A 20,366-nucleotide genomic window follows, 5' to 3' on the forward strand; every position below is an offset into this window, starting at 1 on the left:
CCGGGAAGCGTCGACCAGGCAGTCCTCAGCCGACGAGAACGTTGATATCACCCATTGACGGCAGAGGCCCCCTGGACGATGTCCAGGGGGCCTCTGATCTATGTGCACCCGGCAGGATTCGAACCTGCAACCTTCTGATCCGTAGCTCTAGCCGGATCGGTCAGCGGCAGTCATACCGGCCGCTATGGGGCCCCACAGAGTCGGTGCAGGACGGGCCCGGCTGCTGGGGTTGCGGTACGGCGTTGCTGTACCGCTTCCAGTCTGCTGACCCCATGGAACGCGCGAAGGTGGCCTTCTCGCCTCTGAAGGCTTCATCGTGCTCGGCCTTCAGAGGGAGCGGAGCTTCTGCCATGTCCAGGAGTACGAGCGATGTGACCAGCAAGCCGCGCGAGAGTCCGTGCAACACCGGGTTGTGGGTCGAGGCGTAAGACTCGTACAGGCCCTCCACGAACTCTCGGAACGTCGGGAGATCGACGTCGCAGCCGCCCAACCGGTCGTTGCGCAACAAGCCGGTCGGCAGCTCCAGATACTCCGCTGCGCCTTGCGCAAGAGACAGATAGAGCTGCCCGCTGTGGGAACCCGCGTCCCACAGCGTCTCCCCGTTCAGCTCATACGGGTAACCCAACCTGCCTTCTCCCCATCTTCGTATCAGCCTCAAGGTGGCCGGGGGGAACCCACCGCAACTGCGGCAACTACCGGCCCACCGGGACCTCATAGACGATCTCGCACAGCGCTGCGGGTACGACGATATCCGCCGTCTCGACGGGCCGTCCTTCTTCGCTGTAGTACGTGCGCCGGATGTGCGTGACGAAGGCGGCCGGGGAGCTGTGGCAGGACAGCCGCGGACTCGTCTTCACCACGAAGTACGGGACTCCCATCGAGCCGGGGAACCTCACCCGGATGTTCGCCTTGCGGGCCCGTCGCGCCGGGCTCCGTGTGATCCCGCTCCGGAACACCCGGCACACGTGCAGCTCGCTCCTGGTCGCGCTCAAGGTCCACCCGAAGGTGGCACAGCGGATCCTGCGGCACTCGCAGATCGCCATGACGATGGAGGTCTACGCGGAAGCGAGCGAGGAACAGGTGCGTGCCGCGATCGACAAGCTGTCCGATGCCATGGGCGGGACCGCCACCGGCTGACGAAGCCGACAGCGATCGGCGTGGTTGCTGTACTCCGCTGCCGTACGGCCCGGAAACGCAAGAGGCCCGGACTCTCGTCCGGGCCTCTTACCTGTGTGCACTCGGCAGGATTCGAACCTGCAACCTTCTGATCCGTAGTCAGATGCTCTATCCGTTAAGCTACGAGTGCTTGTTCTGTTTTCTGTCTTCGCTCTCCGGCCTTTCGGCCCGTTCGCGGCGACAGGAAGAACATTACATGACTGCCGCCGTCATGTGAAATCCATTGGGTCCACCCCTTGTGAGCTGGGCAAACGTCGAGCTTCGCCGAGGGGTGAGACGGCGTGGCGCGGGGGCCCGAGAGGCCGGAACCGGACGGGAAACGGCTGGGAACGAGCGAAGCCCCGGCCTGGTGGGGCCGGGGCTTCGGGTGGGGCGGAGGCGGAGGGATTTGAACCCTCGATGGGCTTTAAGACCCAAACCGCATTAGCAGTGCGGCGCCATAGACCGGACTAGGCGACGCCTCCATGCATCGCGCGCTGACGCGTGCGTTGCGTGCAGATGATGACACAGGCGAACCGTGCGCCACCAATCGATTCTCACCGTACTAGTCCTCCGGGGTCGAGGGCAAAGCCCCGCGGGCCCCTCGTGGCGCCCGTCGTGGCGCCCGCCCGGCGCATCCCCGGCGCCCGCCCGGCGCAGCCGCGGCGCATCCCCGGTTGCGCAACGCCCCGGCTTCCGGAGCGTTAGACGGGGTGGGCACGCGTGTGCCCCGCCGTCGTCGTCCACGCCGCACCCTTCGTCACTGGAGACCCCATGCTGCGCAGCTTCGCCACCCTCGCCACTCTCGCCACCGCCGCCGCCGGGACCTCCGTGCTCGGTCCGCTGCCGCCGCTGTCGCTGTTCTCCGCGCCGGACTCGCTGACCGTGACCGTCTCCCAGAGCGGGAATCCGAGCGCCGACGGCACCTTCGACCTGGCGTGCGACGAGCGGGCAAGCGGGAACCACCCGGCCCGCGAGGACGCCTGTGCGCGCCTCGGACGCCTCGCCGAAGAGGGCGCGGATCCGTTCAGGGCGGTGCCCGCGGACCAGATGTGCACCCAGGTGTACGGCGGTCCCGCCCTCGCGCACATCACCGGAACCTGGCAGGGCCGCGACGTCGACGCCAGGTTCTCCCGTGCCAACGGCTGCGAGATCGACCGCTGGGAGAACCTGGAGCCGGTCCTTCCGCTCGTGCGGGGATGAGCGGGGGACGAGCCGGGGACGGGCGGAGGGACGAGCGGGTGGATGGGCGGGTGGATGGGCGGGGATCGGGGGCCGTGTCAGAAGGCCCGCCCCCGGGCTCCCTTAGACTCCCCTCAGTGACAGGCCGCGGCCCGAGGGGCAAGATGGGGCCGGCCGGTCGATCGGCAAGCACGTAGCAGTGCGTCAGGGAGGAAGCGTCGTCGTGAGCAGCAGGCCATCCCGAGGCGCTGCTCGCCTCGCAGCCATACTCGACGCCCTCCCCGACGGCCTGGTGCTCGTCAACTGCAACGGCACGGTCGTCAACGCCAACACCATCGCCCTCGGCATGTTCGAGACGCCGGGCACCGCGCTCGTCGGGCGCGGGCTCCTCGATCTGCTGCCCGCCTTCGACTCGCGGCTCATCCCCGGTTCGATGCGACTGCCCGAGGCCGCCGACGAGCGGGGCCGTACCAGGCCCGCCCGGATGGTCGCCCGGCGCACCGACGGCAGCGAGTTCCCCGCCGAGGTGACCAGCGCCAGCCTGGAGGACGGCCGGGAGGCCTACGACTCGTACGGCGGCTACACCGGCGACGAACTGCTCATGCTGGTCGTCCGCGACCTCACCGGCACCCTCGACACCGAGGCCGAACTGGCCCGTTCGCAGCGGCAGACCGAGATGATCCTGCGCGCAGCCTCCGAGGGGGTCGTCGGCACCGACACCGACGGCCGGGTCGTGCTGGTCAACCCCGCCGCCGCGCAGATCCTCGGCTACCGCGCGGGCGAGCTGGGCGGCCAGGAGCTGCACCCGCTGATCCTGGCCAAGCGGTCGGACGGCGACCCCTTCCCGTACGAGGAGTCGCCGCTCGCGGACACTCTCAAGTCGGGGCGCAAGCACCGGGTGCGGGGGCAGGTCCTGTGGGCGAAGAAGGGCGACCGGGTGCCGGTCGACCTGACGACCGCCCCGGTGCGGGACGGCGACCAGCTCGTCGGCGCCGTCATGACCTTCACCGACCGCAGGCCGTACGAGCAGCTCGTCGAGGAGCACACCGCCGAACTCGCCGACCGGGCCGAGCGCGCCGCCGCCGAGCGGGAGGCGCGGCAGGAGCGGTACGCGTCCCTCGAAGCCCGGCACGAGCAGCTGACGGCCGTCCTCGCGCATTCGCTGCGCGGGCCCCTGGAGGAGCTGCGCAGCCAGCTCGGGACCCTCGCCGCCGACGACGCCGGGCAGCTCTGGCCCGAGGCCAACCAGGTCCTGCACCATCTGGCCGCCGGATACGCGCGGATGACCTCGCTGGTCGACAACGTCCTCGGCTACCAGCGGCTCGACGCGGGCGCCGAGAAGCTGGACAAGCACGTCGTGCTCCTCGACGGGGTCGTCACGGCGGGCATCGACAGGGCCGTGGAGCTGATCGGGCCCGGCCGGGCCCAGTTCGCCGTGCACGCGCCGCCGATCGAGGCCGAGGTCGACGCCGTCCGGCTCGCGACGGCGCTCGCGCACCTCGTCGCGGATGTCGCCGGGGTCGACGCGACCGGCCGGAGCCGGGCCGCCTCGGGGGGTTCCGCCCCCGCCGACTCCACCATCGTCGTCGCGGCGGCGCAGCGCGGTGACGTGGTCCGCGTCGAGGTCCGCGGTCCGTACGCGGGCGGCGATCCGGTCCACGGTCCGGTCGTGCGGGGGATCGTGGCCCTGCACGGCGGTGTCGTGCAGAGCCACGAGGTGCCGGGGACGAGCGGCGGCGCGTACGTCGTGGAGGTACCGCTCGGCTCGGGCCGGGGCACGGTCACCCCGCCACCGGGACCTTCGGGGCCGTCGGGGCCGTCGGGGCCGTCGGGACCGCCTGGGGCGGGCCCGCAGCCGGGGCGGCGCGAGGCCCTCGCCCTGCCCGCGCAGGCTTCCCCGCCGGTCCCTCGGGACACCGCCCGGAACTCCGCCCCCGGCGGGCCGGGAATCTCCCCCGGGGCGACCACCTCTGACGCGCTGTCGGGTACGGGTACGGGCCCGGGGACGGCTGCCATGTCGGGTACGGGCCCGGCGCCCGGTGCCGTCGCGCTCGCCGTCGATCCGTCTGAGGCATCTGAGGCGTCCGAGGCCGAGGCGCCCGGTGGGGGGCGGCGGCGCGCCCGGCGCGGCTCCACCGACGCCTTCCTGGAGAGCCCGGTCGTGCCCGAGGGCGCCGCCGGGCCCAGTGGCCGTCGCCGGGGCCGTACGGGTGACGCCGCCGAGCTGATCCCGGCCCAGCAGAACACCGCTCCCCCCGGTCCGGGCGCCGAGCCCACCGGGCGGCGGCGCGGGCGGCCCGCCGAGGGCGCCGTGGTGACCGCCGCCGAGGGCGCGCAGGGCCGGGCCGCGCTCGGTGCCGCCGTGCCGCCGCAGGGCGTCCCGGTCGAGCCCCAGGGCATGGCCCCGGGGCCGTCGGGCCTCGCCCTGGAACCTCCGGCCGCGCCCGGCCACGCTCCCGCTTCCGCCCTCGCACTGCCCGCCGTGGCCTCCGCGCCCGCCCCGTCCGAGGCGCAGCCGAGCGGGCGCCGTCGCCGTGCCCTCGCCGCCGCGCAGGAGCGGGCGGCGGCGGCCGACTCCGGGCCCCGGACGCCGTTCGCGCTCCCGCCCGCCGACACCGGCCCTCCCTCCGGCACCGGCAGTCCCGCCGACACCGGCCGTCCGGCCGACGCCGAGCGGATCGCCGGGCCGGGCCGTCCCGTGCCCGCCCCGGGGACCGGGGACGCGTTCGCCGGTCCGCCGCCGCTCTCCGACGAGGAGCGGCACGAGGCCGTACGAGGGGTCCCCGGCGCGGACCACACGCCTCCGCAGCCCCATCCGCACGTCCAGCCGCAGGGGCCGCTGCCGGACCGGGCCCAGGAGGCCGGACCGGGCGGTCACCGCCGGGCCGTGGCGCCGCCGCTGCCGGAGCCGTATCCGCGTTCGGAGCCGTATCCGCAGCCCGGGGCGGGCCAGGAGCCGGGGAACGGTGCCGGGTCCGCGACGGGCACCGGTTCCGTACCGCTGCCTCCCGAGCTGCCGATGCCGCAGGAGTCCACGCAGGGAAGGGCGTTCAGCGTCCGCGCGCTCGGGCAGGGCGTGCCCGCCGCCCGCCCGACCGGGCCCGTGCCGCCATCGGCGCCCGGGGCCCCGGCCGGGCCCGTGGCGCCCCCGTCTCCCCCGTCCGCTCCGCCGTCCGGGGCCGTTCCGGCGGCTGTCGGCTCCCCGGCGCCCGCCTCCAACGGTTCGGGGCGGCGGCGCAGGCTCGCCACTCCGCCGGAGGTCGACCCGCCGGTCCCGGCGGCGGCCCTCCCGGCCGTCGGCGGGGCCCGGCCGGGGTCCTCGGCGCTCGCCGCGCCGGTCTCCGAGGGGCGTTCCTACGCCATAGGGGCGCCCGCCGAGGGTTCCGCCGAGGGTCCCGAGCCGCTGGACGGGCCCGGTGGCGCCGTCGAGGTCGCCAACCGGCCCGCGCCGCACCCGGTCGACGACGAACTTCCGCCGGAGCCGCTGGACAACCCCCGGCGGCTGCTCGTCTGGCCCGCGCCCGACGTCTCCACCCAGCAGGCGCTGAGCGACCGGGGCTACCGGCCGGTGATCGTGCACTCCCGCGAGGAGGTCGACGCGCAGATCGCCGCCTTCCCCGCCGCGCTCTTCGTGGACCCGCTGACCGGCCCCATCACCCGTACCGCGCTGCAGTCGCTGCGTCAGGCGGCCGTCGCCGCTGAGGTGCCGGTGCTGCTCGCGGCCGGGCTGGGGCAGGCGACCCGGGAGGCGGCGTACGGCGCCGATCCCGCCGTGCTCCTCAAGGCGCTCGCGCCCCGCGACAGCGAACAGCACCCGTCCAGGGTGCTGCTGATCGAGGAGAACGAGGACATCGCGGAGGCGCTCGCTGCCACCCTTGAGCGGCGCGGGATGCAGGTGGCACGGGCCGCCTCGGACACCGACGCGGTCACCCTGGCCGCCCGGACCCGGCCGAACCTGGTGGTGATGGACCTGATGCAGGTGCGCCGCCGACGGGCCGGGATCATCGACTGGCTGCGGGCGAACGGGCAGCTCAACCGCACCCCGCTGGTCGTCTACACCTCGGCCGACCTCGCCGCGCAGGAGCTGCCGGGGCTGTCCTCGGGCGAGACGGTGCTGTTCCTCGCGGAGCGCTCGAACAGCACCGAGGTTCAGGCCCGGATCGTGGATCTGCTGGCGAAGATAGGCACCAACTGACTTTCCCCCCACGCGGACGCGGATGTCGGCGTGGACGCGGATGTCGGCGTGGACGCGGACGCGGGGAGGGCTTCGTCACCACGAAGTCCTCCCCGCGTCCGTCCGCCCACGGCCGGTCCCGCCGCCGGGTCCGGGTCCCGGCGTCAGCCAGGTCCCGGGCACAGGCCCAGGCCTCGGCCCGAGTCCCGGCCCGAGTCCCGGCCCGGCTCCCGGCCCAGCCGCCCGGCCTACAGCTCCGTCACGTCCAGTTCCCCGTCCGCGTACTGCTTGCGGATGACCTTCTTGTCGAATTTTCCGACGCTCGTCTTCGGTACCGCAGGGACGGTCGCCCAGCGCTCCGGGAGCTGCCACTTCGCGATGCCGCCCTCGGCGCCGAGGAAGGCCCGCAGCGTCTCGTAGTCGGCGCTCGCGCCCTCCTTGAGGACGACGGTCGCGAGCGGGCGCTCGCCCCACTTCTCGTCCGGGACGGCGACGACGGCCGCCTCGGCCACCGCCGGGTGGGCCATCAGGGCGTTCTCCAGTTCGACGCTGGATATCCATTCGCCGCCGGACTTGATGACGTCCTTGGCGCGGTCGGTGAGGGTGAGGAAGCCGTCCGGACCGATCACGCCGACGTCACCGGTCTTGAGCCAGCCGTCCGCGCTGAACTTGTCCTCGGGGCGGAGCGGTTCGCCGTCGACGCCGTTGTAGTACGCGCCCGCGATCCAGGCCCCGCGCACCTCCAACTCACCGGCCGACTCGCCGTCCCAGGGCAGGTGGTCGCCGCCGGGCCCGACGAGCCGGGCCTCGACACCGGTGGGGAAGCGGCCCTGGGTGACCCGGTAGGGCCACTCCTCCTCGGGGGTGAGCCCGGCGGGCGGGTGCGCCATCGTGCCCAGCGGGGAGGTCTCCGTCATGCCCCAGGCGTGGCAGAGCCGGACGCCGAGCCGGTCGTACGCCTCCATCAGGGACGGCGGACAGGCCGCGCCGCCGATGGTGACCTGGGCCATCGAGGACAGGTCGCGGGGGCGGGCGGTGACCTCGGCGAGCAGGCCCTGCCAGATGGTGGGAACGGCCGCCGCGTGGGTCGGGCGCTCCCGCTCGATCATGTCGGCGAGCGGGGCGGGCTGGAGGAACCGGTCCGGCATGAGCATGTTGATGCCGGTCATGAAGGTGGCGTGCGGCAGGCCCCAGGCGTTCACATGGAACTGGGGCACGACCACGAGGGTGGTGTCCCGGTCGGTCAGGCCCATCGACTCGGCCATGTTGACCTGCATGGAGTGCAGGTAGATCGACCGGTGGGAGTAGACGACGCCCTTGGGGTCGCCGGTGGTGCCGGAGGTGTAGCACATGGCGGCGGCGGTCCGCTCGTCCAGCTCGGGCCAGTCGTACGTGGTGGCGCGGCCCGCGATCAGCTCCTCGTAGTCGTGGACGCGCGGCACGACGCCGTCCAGGACCGACCGGTCGCCGGGTCCGGCGACGACGACGTGCCGGACCGTCGGCAGGTGCGGCAGCAGCGGGGCCAGGAGGGGCAGCAGGGAGCCGTTGACGAGGACGACCCGGTCGGCGGCGTGGTTGACGATCCACACCAGCTGCTCGGGGGGCAGACGCAGGTTCAGGGTGTGCAGGACCGCGCCCATGGAGGGGATCGCGAAGTACGCCTCGACGTGCTCCGCGTTGTTCCACATCAGGGTGGCGACCCGCTGGTCGCCGGTGACGCCGAGTTCGTCCCGCAGGGCGTTGGCCAGCTGATGGGCGCGCGCTCCGGCCTCCGCGAACGTGCGGCGCTGCGGTTCGGGCTCGCCCGTCCAGGTGGTGATGGTGGACTTCCCGTGGATCGTCATCCCGTGCTTGAGGATGCGGCTCACGGTCAGCGGTACGTCCTGCATGGTGCTGTACACGGGGCGTCCTCCCGGTGGGCGCTACGTGGCAGTAGGGGTGTGCAGATTCTGCGCACGTACCGCGCGGTATGTCACTACCTGGGAGTACGGAAATTGCCAGTGATCACTGGCAGCAGTGGGAGCGCTACCGTACGGGAGCCAGCTCGGGGTCCTCACGGAGCTTGCCCAGCGCCCGCGACACCGCGCTCTTCACCGTCCCGACCGACACCCCGAGCACCTCGGCCGTCTGCGCCTCGCTCAGGTCCTCGTAGTACCTCAGGACGACCATCTGCCGCTGGCGCTCCGGGAGCTTCAGGACCGCGCGCCACATCGCGTCGTGCAGTGCCTGCCGCTCGGCCGGGTCCGGTTCGGGCAGCCCGGTGGGCTCGGGCAGCTCCTCGCAGGCGAACTCGTCGACCTTGCGCTTGCGCCACTGCGAGGTGCGCGTGTTCAGGAGCGCCCGGCGTACGTAGCCGTCCAGGGCGCGGTGGTCCTCGATGCGCTCCCAGGCCACGAAGGTCTTGGTGAGCGCCGTCTGGAGCAGGTCCTCGGCGTCGCACGGGTTCGCCGTCAGGGAGCGCGCGGTGCGCAGCAGCACGGGCCCGCGCGCCCTGACGTACGAGGAGAAGGTCGGGTACGACGCGTACTGCGAGGCACCGGCGCAGACGGGGCCAGGAGGTGGCGGAGTCATGGCTCCACGCTAGGAGGGGAGGGGCCTCCGGCGGATCGGCCCCAGGTCCCGACCCGTCGTCCGCCTCAGGTTGTAGGGGTGGGGAGGGCTCCACCTCCTCTGGGTGGAGAGCCGTCGGGGCCGCGTCAGGGTCGGAACCCGGCGGGACGGGGGCCCGGGGGAGCCCGGACCGGCCCGTTCCCGCCCCGGCCCGGTCCGTTCCCGCCCTGGGCCAGGCCATTCCCGCCCCGGGCCGGGCCGGCTCCCTCGCGGGGACGACCGGTGACAGCTCTCTCACCGGGACGACCGGTGGCAGCCCCCTCACGGGGACGGCCGGGACCGGTCTTACCCTGCCCCTGCTCCACGGTCCCGGCCGGGTGCGGACCCCGCGTGCTCACGGTCCCGGCCGGGACCGGCCGGGCGTTCCCGGAACGTCAGGCGCGCGGCCGGGTCGATCCGGGCGACCGGCGCGTCCACCGAGTCCCGGTCGATGACGAGCCGGTGCCCGCCGTACGTCTCCGCCACCTCGCCCTCGTACTGGTGGATCCGCGCGTGCGGCCACGCGTGCGGGTCGAGGACGCTCTCCGTGTACAGCGCGGGCCCGCCCCGCCAGCGCGCGAACCAGATCACGTCCGGCAGATCGGCCGTGCCCGCCCGCCGCTGCGCCTCGATGTCCCGTACGCCCGAGTCGGCGCTGCTGTAGAACCCGGCCAGGTGGCCGAGCCGCCGCACCTCCCGGTTCCAGGCCCGTACGAAGGAGAGGGTGGTCGCGGCGCAGGCGGCGTCGCCGGAGCGGTACGCCTCGATGTCGAGGTACAGCGGGCTGCCCTCGCCCAGGCCCAGGGCCCGCGCGGCCCGCACCGCGTCACCCGCCTCCCGGGTGCCCTGGCCCCAGGGGTCGGAGCCGAGGGCGAAGGGCCGCTTGGCGGTGGAGATCACGCACGGCGCCTGGGAGCCCACGAAGATCGGCAGCAGCCGCCAGCCCATGGTGTGGACCTCGTCGACCCACGTCCGGTTCAGCTCCCGCTGGCCGGGACAGCCCCGGCCCCGGCCCCCGAAGTAGATGCCGACGGCCCCGTAGGGGGAGTCCTGCCAGGCCCTCATCGTGGCGAGGGACGGCGCCTCGCAGGTGTCGAAGGCGCGCCCGGTGTAGTACTCGGCGACGGCCGCGCCCCGCGCGGGGGAGGCGGGTACGCCGTGCGCCGGGGAAGCGGGTGCGGCTCGGGCGTCGTACACCGGGGGGACGACCGGGGGCCGGGCCGGACCGGCGCCCGCCTCTTCCCGTACGGCCGAGGCCGGGACGGGTCCGGAGAGCAGCGCCGCCCCCGCCAGGGCGGCCACGAGCGCGGCGGCGAGGGCCCGCACGCGGGAGGACGCCGGACGGCCGGGGGGCGGGCGCGTGGGCGCCGGGGGTGTCGGGGGCCGGGTGCGGTCGGGCGGTGGCGCTCCGGGGCCCGGGACGCCGGTCCGCGCGGGGTCCGGGACGGGGGCCGGGTCGGGGTCCGAGACGCGGGCCGGGTCGGGGTTCCCCGTAGGGCGGGCTTCGGCACTCCCGGCGCGGGCCGGACCGGCACTCCCCGAACGGATCTCGTCGAAGTGCGAGGTGCGGGGCGGGGCGGCGTCCCGCGAGCGGGGCGGGGCGGCGCCCGGGGCCCCGGAGGGACCATCGGGGCCCGGGGCGCGGGTCGGGTCGGCGTTCTCGGTACGGGGCGGCTCGTCGTCCATGGCGCGAGTAAAAGGACCCCTGCCGCCGCCCGGCCACTCCGGAGGCCCTCGCCTCAGCCGTCCGTGCCCAGGATCAACCCGGACGTAGGAACGCCCGTACCGGCCGTCACGAGGCTCCGTGCCGCCCCCGGCACCTGGTTCACCGAGGTCCCGCGCAGTTGCCGCACCGCCTCCGCGATGCCGTTCATGCCGTGCAGGTACGCCTCGCCGAGCTGCCCCCCGTGGGTGTTCAGGGGCAGCGCGTCCGCCGCGACGAAACCGGCCGCCTCGCCGGGCCCGCAGAAGCCGAACTCCTCCAGCTGCATCAGGACGAACGGGGTGAAGTGGTCGTAGAGGATGCCCACGTCGATGTCGGAGGGGGCGAGTCCGGACGTACGCCAGAGCTGCCGGGCGACCACGCCCATCTCCGGCAGCCCGGTGAGGCCGTCCCGGTGGAAACTGGTCATGGCCTCCTGCTTCCGTCCGGCGCCCTGGGCCGCCGCGATGATCACGGCGGGCGGGTTCGGCAGGTCGCGGGCGCGCTCCACGGAGGTGACGACGACCGCCTGCCCGCCGTCGGTCTCCTGGCAGCAGTCCAGGAGCCGCAGCGGTTCGGCGATCCAGCGGGAGGCCGCGTGGTCGGCGAGGGTGATCGGCTTGCCGTGGAAGTACGCGGCCGGGTTGCGGGCCGCGTGCCGCCGGTCCGTGACGGCGACGTGCCCGAACACCTCCGGGGTCAACCCGTAGGCGTACAAGTACCGTTGGGCGGCCATGGCGACCCAGGAGGCCGGGGTGAGCAGCCCGAACGGCAGCTGCCAGCCCAGGGCGACGCCCTCGGCCGAGGGCTCCCGCCGCTGGACGCCGGAGCCGAAGCGGCGCCCGGAGCGCTCGTTGAACGCCCGGTAGCAGACGACGACCTCGGCGATCCCGGTGGCGACGGCGAGCGCGGCCTGCTGGACGGTGGCGCAGGCGGCCCCGCCGCCGTAGTGGACGCGGGAGAAGAAGGACAGCTCACCGATGCCGGACGCCTGGGCGACGGTGATCTCGGGGCTGGTGTCCATGGTGAAGGTGACCAGGCCGTCGACGTCGGCGGGGGTGAGCCCGGCGTCGGCGAGGGCCGCGCCGACCGCCTCGGCGGCGAGGGACAGTTCGCTGCGCCCCGAGTCCTTGGAGAACGCGGTGGCCCCGATGCCGACGACGGCCGCCCGCCCGCCGAGCCCGTCCCGGTGGCGGACGCTCATTCCGGCACCTCCACGGTGACCGTGCCGGTGACGTGGTGCCCGAGTCCGTTGGCCCCGGCGACGCTGATCCGGGCAGTGTCCCCGTCCACCTCCACCACGGTGCCGGTGAGGACCATGGTGTCGCCGGGGTAGTTGGGGGCGCCGAGACGGATGGCGACCTTGCGGAGGACCGCGCGGGGGCCGAGACGGTCGGTGATGTACCGGCCGACGAGGCCGTTGGTCGTGAGGATGTTCATGAAGATGTCCGGGGAGCCCTTCTCCCGGGCCAGTTCGGCGTCGTGGTGCACGTCCTGGTAGTCGCGGGAGGCCACGGCCCCGGCGACGATCAGGGTGCGGGTGATCGGCACCGTCAGCGGCTCCAGTTCGTCCCCGGGTTTCACGACGGCTCTCCTTCCGCGAGCAGGTCGCCGAGTTCGGCGAGGAGTTCGGTGCCGCAGCCCAGGTACGCGTCGAGCTGCCGGCCCCACAGGAAGTGGCGGTGGACGGGGTGGTCGAGGTCCGCGCCGGTGCCGCCGTGCAGGTGCTGCCCGGCGTGCACGACCCTCTTGCCCGCCTCGGAGGCCCACCAGGCGGCGGTGAGGGCCGCCCCGGCCGCGGCCAGCCCCTCGTCGAAGCGCCAGGCGGCCTCGTAGGCGGTGACCCGGATGGCCTCGGTGTCCATGTACGCGTCGGCGGCCCGCAGTTGGACGGCCTGATGGGTGGAGAGCGGGCGGCCGAACTGTTCCCGTACGCCCGTGTACTCGACGGCTCTGGCCAGCGATCCGGCGCAGACGCCCGCCTGGAGACCGGCGAACGCGGTCCGGGCGGCGGCGAGCACGTCCGCGTACGCGCCGGGGCCGCCGAGCCGCTCCCCCGGAGTCCCTTCGAGGACGAGCCGCCCCGCCGACCAGGGCGCGGTGAGCTCGACGGGTTCGGTCCCGGCCGCGTCCTCGACGCGGACCAGCCACAGGGCGTGCTCCCGGTCCGGTACGAGGACATGGGTGGCGTCCCCGAGCCAGGGGACCCACGGCACGGTGCCGTCGAGCAGCGCGTGCGCGTACGGCTGCGGAGGTGCGCCGGGGAGTCCGGGGGGCCGCGTGTCGGGCCGTCCGTGCGGTCCCTCGTCGGGCCGCCGCGCGGCGGAGCTTCCGTCGCCCCGTCGCCCGGCGGGGCTTCCGTCGAGCGGTCCGCCCTGCTCTCCGGCCGGCGGACCGTCCGTGCACCCGCCCCTCTCTCCGGTCGGCGGACCGTCCGCGCTCCCGTCTCGTGCGGTGACCGTGCCGGGTGCCGGGAACGCGCCCGTCACCACCGTCGTACCGTCGCGCAGTCCCGGCAGCAGCCGGGCGCGCTGTGCCCCGGTCCCGTGCCGGGCGACCGCGAGGATCCCGTACGCGCAGGTCACGGCCAGTGGCACCTGGGCCGTCACCCGCCCCTGCTCCTCCAGGAGCAGGACCAGGCCCAGCAGCCCGGTCTCCTCGACGGCGGCCGGGAGCCCGGCGGCGCACAGCGCCTTCCACAGCTCGGGGTCCGTGCCGGTGCCCGCCGCCCTGAGCCGTTCGTGGGTGGAGAGGTCGGTGAAGATCCGGGCGGCGAGCTCCCGTACGGCCGACTGTTCCTCGCCGGGGGTGAAGTCCATGTCAGCGCTCCCCTTCCCCTTCATCCCCTTCGGTGTCCGCGTCCGCTTCCGTCTCCGCTTCCGTTTCCGGGCGGAAGACGGGCAGTTCCAGGTCCTCGTCGACCCGCAGGAACTCCAGCCGCACCGGCATCCCGATCCGCACCTCGTCGTGGGGAACCCCCACCACGTTGCTGATGATCCGTACGCCTTCGACGAGTTCGATCAGACCGACCGCGTACGGCGGATCGAAGGCGGGGAACGGCGGGTGGTGCATCACCACGTACGAGAAGACCGTCCCCGCGCCGCTCGCCTCGACCGTGTCCCACTCCCGCGAGCCGCAGTCGGCGCAGCCGGGCAGCCAGGGCAGGCGGAGGGCCGCGCAGCCGCCGCAGCGCTGGACGAGCAGCCGGTGCTCGGCCACGCCCGCCCAGAAACCGGCGTTGTCCCGGTTGATCACGGGCCGGGGCCGCCGGGGCTTCGGTTCCGGTTCGGGGGGCCGGGCGGCGGGCGCGTACTTGAGGATGCGGAAGCGATGGGTGCCCGCGAGTTCTCCGGCGGCGCGCACATCGGTCCGGGTGGTGACGAAGTACCCGGTCCCGAGCTTCGTCGTCTTGCGCCCGGACACGGACTCGATGACCGTGTCGAAGGTGATGTCGTCGCCGGGCCGCAGCGGGCGCAGGTACTCCTGCTCGCAGTCGGTCGCGACGACCGAGGTGCACCCGGCGCCGTCGAGGAGCGCGAACAGCTCGTCGTGGGCGGACGCGCGGCCGGTCGGCCCGGAGTGGCCGGTGGGCTGCCCGGAAGGACCGGTGTGCTGACCCGAGGTGCCGGTGTGCTGCCCGGAAGGACCGGTGTGCCCGGAGAGACCTCCCATCGTCCAGGCCTGGAGCATGGTCGGCGGCGCGACGGCCCCGGGGCCCCGGTAGGCGGGGTGCTCGTCCCCCACGGCCTCGCACCAGTGCCTGATCATCGGCAGGTTGACGGGGTCCTTCCCGGTCCCGCCGACGGCGGCGGCCCGCCCCTCGAACGCCAGGAGGAGGGGGTGGAGGGGGTCGGGGTCCCGTTCCGTCTCCCGGGTCACCGGCGGCTCCTCCCCTTCATCCCGAGCCGCATCATGGCGACGATCTCGCGCTGCACCTCGCTCACGCCTCCTCCGAAGGTGTTGATCTGCGCGGCCCGGTTCATCCGCTCCAGTTCACCGCCGTCGAGCGCTCCGGGCGAGCCCGCCCGGACCGTCCCCGCGCCGCCCGCGATCTCCTGGCAGATCCGGTAGACCTCGACCGCCGACTCCGTCCCCGCGAACTTCACTCCGCTCGCGTCCCCGGGGGCGAGGCGGCCCGCGCCGACGTCCCCCACCAGCCGCCAGTTGAGCAGCCGGGTCGCGGCCAGCCGGGCGTGCGCCTCGGCGGCGCGCAGCCGTACCCAGGGTTCGTCGATCCGGCGGCGGCCGGTCACCGGGTCGGGGACGCGGGCGCGGTCGAGCGCGGCGGCGAAGAAGTCCTCGGCCTGCATCCCGATCGCGGCGAGCGCGACCCGTTCGTGGTTGAGCTGGTTGGTGATCAGCCCCCAGCCGCCGTGCTCGGGCCCGACGAGGTTCCCGGCGGGGACGCGTATCCCGTCGTAGTAGGTGGCGGTGGTGGTCAGTCCGCCCACGGTCGTGATCGGCGTCCAGGAGAAGCCGGGCGCGTCGGTGGGGACGAGGACGATGGAGATGCCCCGGTGCGGGGGCGCGTCGGGGTCCGTACGGCAGGCGAGCCAGATCCAGTCCGCGTTCTGGGCGTTGGAGGTGAAGATCTTCTGGCCGTCGATCCGCCAGAAGTCCCCGTCGCGGACCGCCCGGGTCCGGAGGGAGGCGAGGTCGGTACCGGCCCCGGGCTCGCTGTAACCGATGGCGAAGACGGTCTCGCCGCGCAGGATGCCGGGCAGGAAGCGGCTCTTCTGCGCCTCGGTCCCGTAGGCCATCAGGGTGGGGCCGACGGTGTTCAGGGTGACCATGGAGACGGGTGCGCCCGCGCGGTAGGCCTCGTCGAAGAAGACGAACTGCTCGTCGGGGCCCCGGCCCCCGCCCCCGTACTCCTCGGGCCAGCCGAGCCCGAGACGGCCGTCGGCGCCGATCCGGCGGAGCAGTCGGCGCTGGGCGGCGATGTCGTCGGCGGGGGGCGGCCCTTCGGGCATCAGGTCCCGGAAGTACGCGCGGAGTTCGGCGCGCAGCCGCAGCTGCCGCCCGGTCGGGGCGAGGTGCACGGAGACGGCCTCCCGTGGGACGACTGAGGTTTCTGACTGTCCGTCAGATTCCCTCGTCGTGTCAAGGCCGGGGACCGGGGGTGTGGGTGCCGGGCGGCCGGGCGGGGCCGCTCGGACGGGGCCGGGGCGCGCTTTGGATGCGGGCGGGGTGGAGGGTGCCCGGGTGCGGGGCGTGGTGGAGGGGCCCAGGTGCGGGGCGGGGGCGCCGCCGGGGCGCGAAGGGCGGGCGCGAAGGGCCTCGCGGCGCCGGAATCCGGCGGTGGGCCGAGCGGGCTTCCCGGAGGTGGCCGACGACAGCACGGCGGCCCGCACTCCGGTACCGAAGTACCTTCGTGCGGGCCGCCGTTCACGCCACGGTCACGCCCCCCGTCGGGCCGGACTCCGTGCCGCTGGTCACCACCACGGGTGGAAGTTGACCACCGCGTTGGTCTGGGAGATGTGGGTGAAGGCGGAGCCGTTCACGCTGGCCGTGTTGTTCTGGTTGGAGGCGCCGGCACCGGTCGCCACCTGCTGTGTCGTGGTGGAGTTGCCGTGGTTGTTCCCGCCCACGCCGCTGCCGATGATGCTGGCGACGCTCGTGTTCGATCCGTCGTTCGCGAACCCGCCGTTGTCGGCCTGGGCCACCCCGGTGAAGAGCGCGGCGGCGAGGGGCAGGGCGGCGGTGGCGGCGAGAACGCGGACGGTACGGATGCTTGCCATGTCTGTTCCTCCGGGAACTGAAAGCGGGTGCTGATGCACGGAACTGCGCGGAACTGCTGTGGAGCTGCTTGGAACTTTGAAGTACGGCCGTTCCCAAGGCAGTTGGCCGACCACCCCGGTGTTTTCTGCTCGACGTCGCGAATCCAGAGTTGCCCACCGAATCCCTGGCGAACCACCCCGGAGCGCCCCATTCCCCCGCAAGCGTGAGGACAAGTCGATAAACCAGGTCAGCACAAGAAAAGCCCGGCTCACCGGAATGGAGGAGTCCGAGTGTGGGCACGGCCTTTGCGTCGCAGGGGAGGAAGCGTTTCGGCAGATTTCCCGCCAACCGCCGATTCGGCGGAATGTGACAGCGAGTCCCGGGTCCAGAAAAATCAAACGGATCTGCGGAATCCGAAAGAACTCCTACTTCTGACCCGCCTGAAGGACGGTGGCCTCGAAAACGGCGTACGCCGGAGCGTCGAAGAGCACGAAGCGGACCTCTTCCACATCGGTACGGGCCGCCAGGACCGTCTCGACCGCGATCCGGGCCCCGTCGTCCAGGGGCCAGCCGTAGATCCCGGTGGAGATGGCGGGGAACGCGACGGTCCGGTCGCCCGACGCGTCCGCGACCCGGAGCGATTCCCGGTAGCAGGAGGCCAGCAGCTCGGAACGGTCCTCGTCCCGCGACCAGACGGGACCGACCGTGTGGATCACGTGCCGGGCCGGGAGCCGGCCCGCCGTGGTCGCCACCGCCCGACCGGTCCTCAGGCCCTTCCCGTAGTGGGAGCGACGGAGGCCCCGGCAGGCTTCGAGGATCTCGGGCCCGCCCGCGCGGTGGATGGCACCGTCGACTCCTCCCCCGCCGAGCAGGGAGGAGTTGGCGGCGTTGACGATGACGTCGACGGTCTCACGGGTGATGTCCCCGCGCACGAGCACGATCCGCACCACGACGAAACCCCCGCCTTCTCTTCCGACTTCGCCCTCACGAGGGCCCCACCGCACCCCGCCCGAGCGCCCATTGAACCCGGAGACCCCTCAGGGGCGCCCCCGGATTTCACCTCGGGGACACCCCTGAGAACGACGCCACGACACGACGACGCAGGCCACGCACGAAAACGACCGACGGCAGCCACGGGCAGCGGGCAGCGGGCAGCGGGCAGCGGGCAGCGGGCAGCGGGCAGCGGGCAGAAACGGCCGGAAGGCGGAACTGGCACGCCGACCACGACCACAGCCACGACCACAGCCACAGCCACAGCCACAGCCACAGCCCGACGAGAGAGCGACCGACCGCGCTCCCGCTACGGCTGCGGGGAGGTGGGCGGCGGAGGAGGCGGGGGCGGCGACGGGGGTTCCTGCTGCGGGGTGCCGGTCCCGCCGAGCTGCTCCTTGAGCTTCTCCTGGGCGGTGTCGACCTGGCTGCTGTACTTGCCCTGCGTCTTCTGGTCGACGAAGTCACCGGCCTTGTCGATGCCCTGAGAGGCCTTGTCCTCGTGGCCCTTCAGCAACCCCTTGAGCTTGTCCAGCACAGACATCCTCCGGCCCTCCTGCTTCAGCGGCTCGAACCCTCCCAGCATCGCCTTCCCCCACGGATACCGCATCCGCAGGACACCCACGAACCACCGGAAACCCCCACCTCACACATGAGGCCCGAGCCGCGACCCCCGAGAAGCCGGAACCCACCCCGACGGCACGCAGAAGCCCAGGAGAACTCGAACAACCGCTGACCGGTCGAATGCCCCAGACCCCACGACGAAGGGGCACCCCGTCCCCGGGGTGCCCCTTCCGGTCAGCACGACGGCTGACCCACTGCGGTGGGTGTGGGATGTGAACCCACGGTGCCATCGCTGCCACGACGGTTCTCGAAAGGGCGCCGCCGAAGACGCCTACCCCGTGGCTGAGCTGCATGTTCCTGTGCCTCCGGAGCCCTGTGAGCCCTCGGCGGTCCCCGCCCGGTCCACTGACCCCGAACGGACCTCGAAAGCGCCGCAGTATTCGTCACTATGACATGAATTGGCCTGTACCCGGCCGCAGTTCAGCCCAGTTCTGCGATGCTGGAGGCCGATCGAGAGGGGCCGCAGAAATGCAGTGGAAGATCCACGGGGAACGTCCGATCTACGAGAACCCATGGGTGAACCTGTGGCTCACCGATGTCGAGACGCCGGACGGGCACCGCTGGGAGCACCACGTCGTCAAGCTCCGCCACCTGGCCGTGGCCGCCGTCATCAACGAGCGCCAAGAGGTCCTGATGATGTGGCGCCACCGCTTCATCACGGATGCGTGGGCCTGGGAACTGCCCATGGGCCTGGTGGAAGCGGACGAGACCCCCGGCGAGGCTGCCGCCCGTGAAGTCCTCGAAGAGACCGGCTGGCGTCCAGGCCCGATGAAGCCGCTGATCTACGCCGAACCGGCGAACGGCATCACAGACTCCCAGCACCACCTGTTCCGCGCCGACGGCGCCACGTACGACGGGCCGCCGACCGAGAAGAACGAGTCGGACCGGATCGAGTGGATCCCGCTGGTGAACATCCGGGGCATGATCGACCGCCGCGAGATCGTCAGCAGCGGCTCCCTCGTCGGCCTGCTCTACGTCCTGATGGACGAAGGGGTTCGCTGACCCTGCGGCGGAAACATCGCTCGTAGGCGTGCCTCGAAGGCGACTGCGGCCGGCACCTCGCGATACGGCGCAAGCTGCTCGTAGAACTCGCGAAGGTGCCCGGTCACCCGCTCGGACGACACGGCTGCGGCAGGCACCAGTGCATCCGTCGCCGTGTGGCACGCCTGGTCGAGCTTGCCCCGCTGGAGCTGCGTACGGGCCAACCAGAAGGCATGGAACGCCCTGCCGCGCTGATTCACGGGGTCCTCCCGCTCCAGCGCGTCCGCGATCAACGGTTCGGCGATCGACGCCTCGCCGAGACGGCCGTGCGCGATGCCCGCTCGTCGTCGCGACGCCAGTAGTCCTCGATCAACGAACGCGGGGAGTAAACGCCCGGCACCGCGCCGACTCCACGGTGTGTGGGTCGACGGCAGACGGAATGGGAGCCGGGGTTGAGTGGTGGGTTGCGGTTGGGTTCTCAGGCGAGCCGCACAGGGCGTGCGCCTGCCGCATCAGCACACGTGAGGGACAACGACGATCTGCACATCGTCTTCGTAGATCACCCGCCCGGGGTCAGTCGACTTCACCGCGTGGCAATCCACACCGTGCGCTCCGAGGATCTCCAGGTAGCCCGCCACGCGCTCGACTAGATGGGTAGCCGAAGGCTTGAACCAGGCCGTGGCTCCAGCGTTGACAGCTGGGTCGTACACGCTCGGGTCAACGGTGGATGGGTCCGTATATGCGGCGTCGTACCAGGCATTGTTCTCGCTCCGGAACCGATTCTGCTCAGCCGTCAGCCGTCCGTCGCGGGCGAGGTTGTTGACCAAACCGAACACGCCCTTGAACTGACCTCGTTCGTCGGACGTGGCCGACTGGAACCGCACATACTCGTCTGCCATCGCCTGATCTTGCCACGCGCCTCCGGACGACGGGAGGGGGCTCAGAGCAGCCGTGCCCCATCCGTGTCCGATAGATCGGGACTCACGGAGAGCAGCGGTCACCAACAGGCACCGCGCACGGCGAAGGCCCCCGACCGGCAAAATCGGTCGGGGGCCTTCGCCGTGCGCGGTGGGTGTGGGATTTGAACCCACGGTGACATCGCTGCCACGACGGTTTTCAAGACCGTTCCCTTAGGCCGCTCGGGCAACCCACCTTCGCTTCCGGCCGCTTGGGACGGAGCGGGATACAGCGTACCGGGTGGGGGGACGGGGCGGGGGCGGGCGGGGAGGTCTTGCGGTGGTTCCGGCG

At 72.9% G+C, this 20,366-nt stretch carries 16 protein-coding genes, 3 tRNA genes and 3 pseudogenes; 4 read left to right on the forward strand and 18 right to left on the reverse strand.

Going from position 1 to position 20,366, the window contains the following annotated elements; translation table 11 throughout:
- Window positions 1-160: 160 nt before the first annotated feature.
- Both ACIRQY_RS13680 and ACIRQY_RS13685 read right to left on the reverse strand, forming a co-directional pair.
- Window positions 161-625, reverse strand: a complete 465-nt coding sequence (locus ACIRQY_RS13680) for a DUF6086 family protein (RefSeq protein ID WP_403924925.1) — start codon at window positions 623-625, stop codon at window positions 161-163.
- Window positions 626-692: 67 nt separating this feature from the next.
- Window positions 693-818, reverse strand: a pseudogene (locus ACIRQY_RS13685) (GntR family transcriptional regulator); the annotation flags it as partial.
- On the opposite strand from ACIRQY_RS13685, the pseudogene ACIRQY_RS13690 reads away from it, so the two are divergent.
- Window positions 811-1,137, forward strand: a pseudogene (locus tag ACIRQY_RS13690) (tyrosine-type recombinase/integrase); the annotation flags it as partial. The pseudogenes ACIRQY_RS13685 and ACIRQY_RS13690 overlap by 8 nt on opposite strands.
- Before the next feature lie 96 nt (window positions 1,138-1,233).
- On the opposite strand, the gene ACIRQY_RS13695 reads toward ACIRQY_RS13690, so the two are convergent.
- Together ACIRQY_RS13695 and ACIRQY_RS13700 are read right to left on the reverse strand one after the other, a co-directional pair.
- Window positions 1,234-1,306 (reverse strand) — tRNA-Arg (locus ACIRQY_RS13695).
- A 243-nt stretch (window positions 1,307-1,549) separates the two neighbouring features.
- A tRNA-Ser gene (locus tag ACIRQY_RS13700) sits at window positions 1,550-1,640 on the reverse strand.
- Window positions 1,641-1,929: 289 nt separating this feature from the next.
- Between ACIRQY_RS13700 and ACIRQY_RS13705 the strand changes: the two genes are divergently transcribed.
- Window positions 1,930-2,358 carry an SSI family serine proteinase inhibitor gene (locus ACIRQY_RS13705; protein WP_403924928.1) on the forward strand — a complete coding sequence of 143 codons (429 nt, stop codon included), beginning with the start codon at window positions 1,930-1,932 and terminating at the stop codon, window positions 2,356-2,358.
- A gap of 202 nt (window positions 2,359-2,560) precedes the next feature.
- The gene (locus ACIRQY_RS13710) at window positions 2,561-6,532 is read left to right on the forward strand and encodes a PAS domain-containing protein (protein WP_403924931.1); all 3,972 of its coding nucleotides are present in this window, start codon (window positions 2,561-2,563) and stop codon (window positions 6,530-6,532) included.
- A 227-nt stretch (window positions 6,533-6,759) separates the two neighbouring features.
- On the opposite strand, the gene ACIRQY_RS13715 is transcribed toward ACIRQY_RS13710, so the two are convergent.
- The 11 genes from ACIRQY_RS13715 to ACIRQY_RS13765 form a co-directional block, all read right to left on the reverse strand.
- Entirely contained in the window at window positions 6,760-8,412 is a 1,653-nt protein-coding gene (locus ACIRQY_RS13715; protein WP_403924934.1) for a long-chain fatty acid--CoA ligase, read from the reverse strand.
- 124 nt (window positions 8,413-8,536) lie between these two features.
- On the reverse strand, window positions 8,537-9,082 hold the full coding sequence (locus ACIRQY_RS13720) for a SigE family RNA polymerase sigma factor (protein WP_403924937.1): 546 nt from the start codon (window positions 9,080-9,082) through the stop codon (window positions 8,537-8,539).
- Window positions 9,083-9,406: 324 nt separating this feature from the next.
- Entirely contained in the window at window positions 9,407-10,786 is a 1,380-nt protein-coding gene (locus ACIRQY_RS13725; RefSeq protein ID WP_403924939.1) for a glycoside hydrolase domain-containing protein, read from the reverse strand.
- A 53-nt stretch (window positions 10,787-10,839) separates the two neighbouring features.
- Window positions 10,840-12,006 (reverse strand): lipid-transfer protein, encoded by a 1,167-nt coding sequence (locus ACIRQY_RS13730; RefSeq protein ID WP_351783098.1) that lies wholly within the window; start codon window positions 12,004-12,006, stop codon window positions 10,840-10,842.
- Window positions 12,003-12,386 carry a MaoC family dehydratase gene (locus ACIRQY_RS13735; protein ID WP_351783101.1) on the reverse strand — a complete coding sequence of 128 codons (384 nt, stop codon included), beginning with the start codon at window positions 12,384-12,386 and terminating at the stop codon, window positions 12,003-12,005. The genes ACIRQY_RS13730 and ACIRQY_RS13735 overlap by 4 nt, the downstream gene beginning before the upstream one ends.
- Window positions 12,383-13,621: an acyl-CoA dehydrogenase family protein gene (locus ACIRQY_RS13740; protein WP_403924943.1), complete on the reverse strand. Its 1,239-nt coding sequence runs from the start codon at window positions 13,619-13,621 to the stop codon at window positions 12,383-12,385. The genes ACIRQY_RS13735 and ACIRQY_RS13740 overlap by 4 nt, the downstream gene beginning before the upstream one ends.
- Before the next feature lies 1 nt (window position 13,622).
- Window positions 13,623-14,681 carry a bifunctional MaoC family dehydratase N-terminal/OB-fold nucleic acid binding domain-containing protein gene (locus tag ACIRQY_RS13745; RefSeq protein WP_403924946.1) on the reverse strand — a complete coding sequence of 353 codons (1,059 nt, stop codon included), beginning with the start codon at window positions 14,679-14,681 and terminating at the stop codon, window positions 13,623-13,625.
- Complete coding sequence (locus tag ACIRQY_RS13750) at window positions 14,678-15,844, reverse strand: acyl-CoA dehydrogenase family protein (RefSeq protein ID WP_403924949.1); 1,167 nt, start codon at window positions 15,842-15,844, stop codon at window positions 14,678-14,680. The genes ACIRQY_RS13745 and ACIRQY_RS13750 overlap by 4 nt, the downstream gene beginning before the upstream one ends.
- Window positions 15,845-16,237: 393 nt before the next feature.
- Window positions 16,238-16,543 (reverse strand): hypothetical protein, encoded by a 306-nt coding sequence (locus ACIRQY_RS13755; RefSeq protein WP_351783109.1) that lies wholly within the window; start codon window positions 16,541-16,543, stop codon window positions 16,238-16,240.
- Between the two features lie 405 nt (window positions 16,544-16,948).
- Window positions 16,949-17,473, reverse strand: coding sequence for an O-acetyl-ADP-ribose deacetylase (locus ACIRQY_RS13760; protein WP_403924952.1), 525 nt, complete (start codon window positions 17,471-17,473; stop codon window positions 16,949-16,951).
- A gap of 350 nt (window positions 17,474-17,823) precedes the next feature.
- Window positions 17,824-18,057: an antitoxin gene (locus ACIRQY_RS13765; RefSeq protein WP_351783115.1), complete on the reverse strand. Its 234-nt coding sequence runs from the start codon at window positions 18,055-18,057 to the stop codon at window positions 17,824-17,826.
- A 548-nt stretch (window positions 18,058-18,605) separates the two neighbouring features.
- Between ACIRQY_RS13765 and ACIRQY_RS13770 the strand changes: the two genes are divergently transcribed.
- Window positions 18,606-19,139 (forward strand): NUDIX hydrolase, encoded by a 534-nt coding sequence (locus tag ACIRQY_RS13770; protein WP_403924955.1) that lies wholly within the window; start codon window positions 18,606-18,608, stop codon window positions 19,137-19,139.
- On the opposite strand, the pseudogene ACIRQY_RS13775 reads toward ACIRQY_RS13770, so the two are convergent.
- The 3 genes and pseudogenes from ACIRQY_RS13775 to ACIRQY_RS13785 form a co-directional block, all read right to left on the reverse strand.
- Window positions 19,109-19,456 (reverse strand): annotated as a pseudogene (locus tag ACIRQY_RS13775) (hypothetical protein); the annotation flags it as partial. The gene ACIRQY_RS13770 and the pseudogene ACIRQY_RS13775 overlap by 31 nt on opposite strands.
- A 174-nt stretch (window positions 19,457-19,630) precedes the next feature.
- Window positions 19,631-20,017, reverse strand: a complete 387-nt coding sequence (locus ACIRQY_RS13780; protein WP_403924958.1) for a hypothetical protein — start codon at window positions 20,015-20,017, stop codon at window positions 19,631-19,633.
- Window positions 20,018-20,184: 167 nt separating this feature from the next.
- Window positions 20,185-20,271 (reverse strand) — tRNA-Ser (locus ACIRQY_RS13785).
- Window positions 20,272-20,366: the final 95 nt, after the last annotated feature.

The organism is Streptomyces sp. NPDC101490 (assembly GCF_044767145.1).
Taxonomy (GTDB): Bacteria; Actinomycetota; Actinomycetes; order Streptomycetales; family Streptomycetaceae; genus Streptomyces.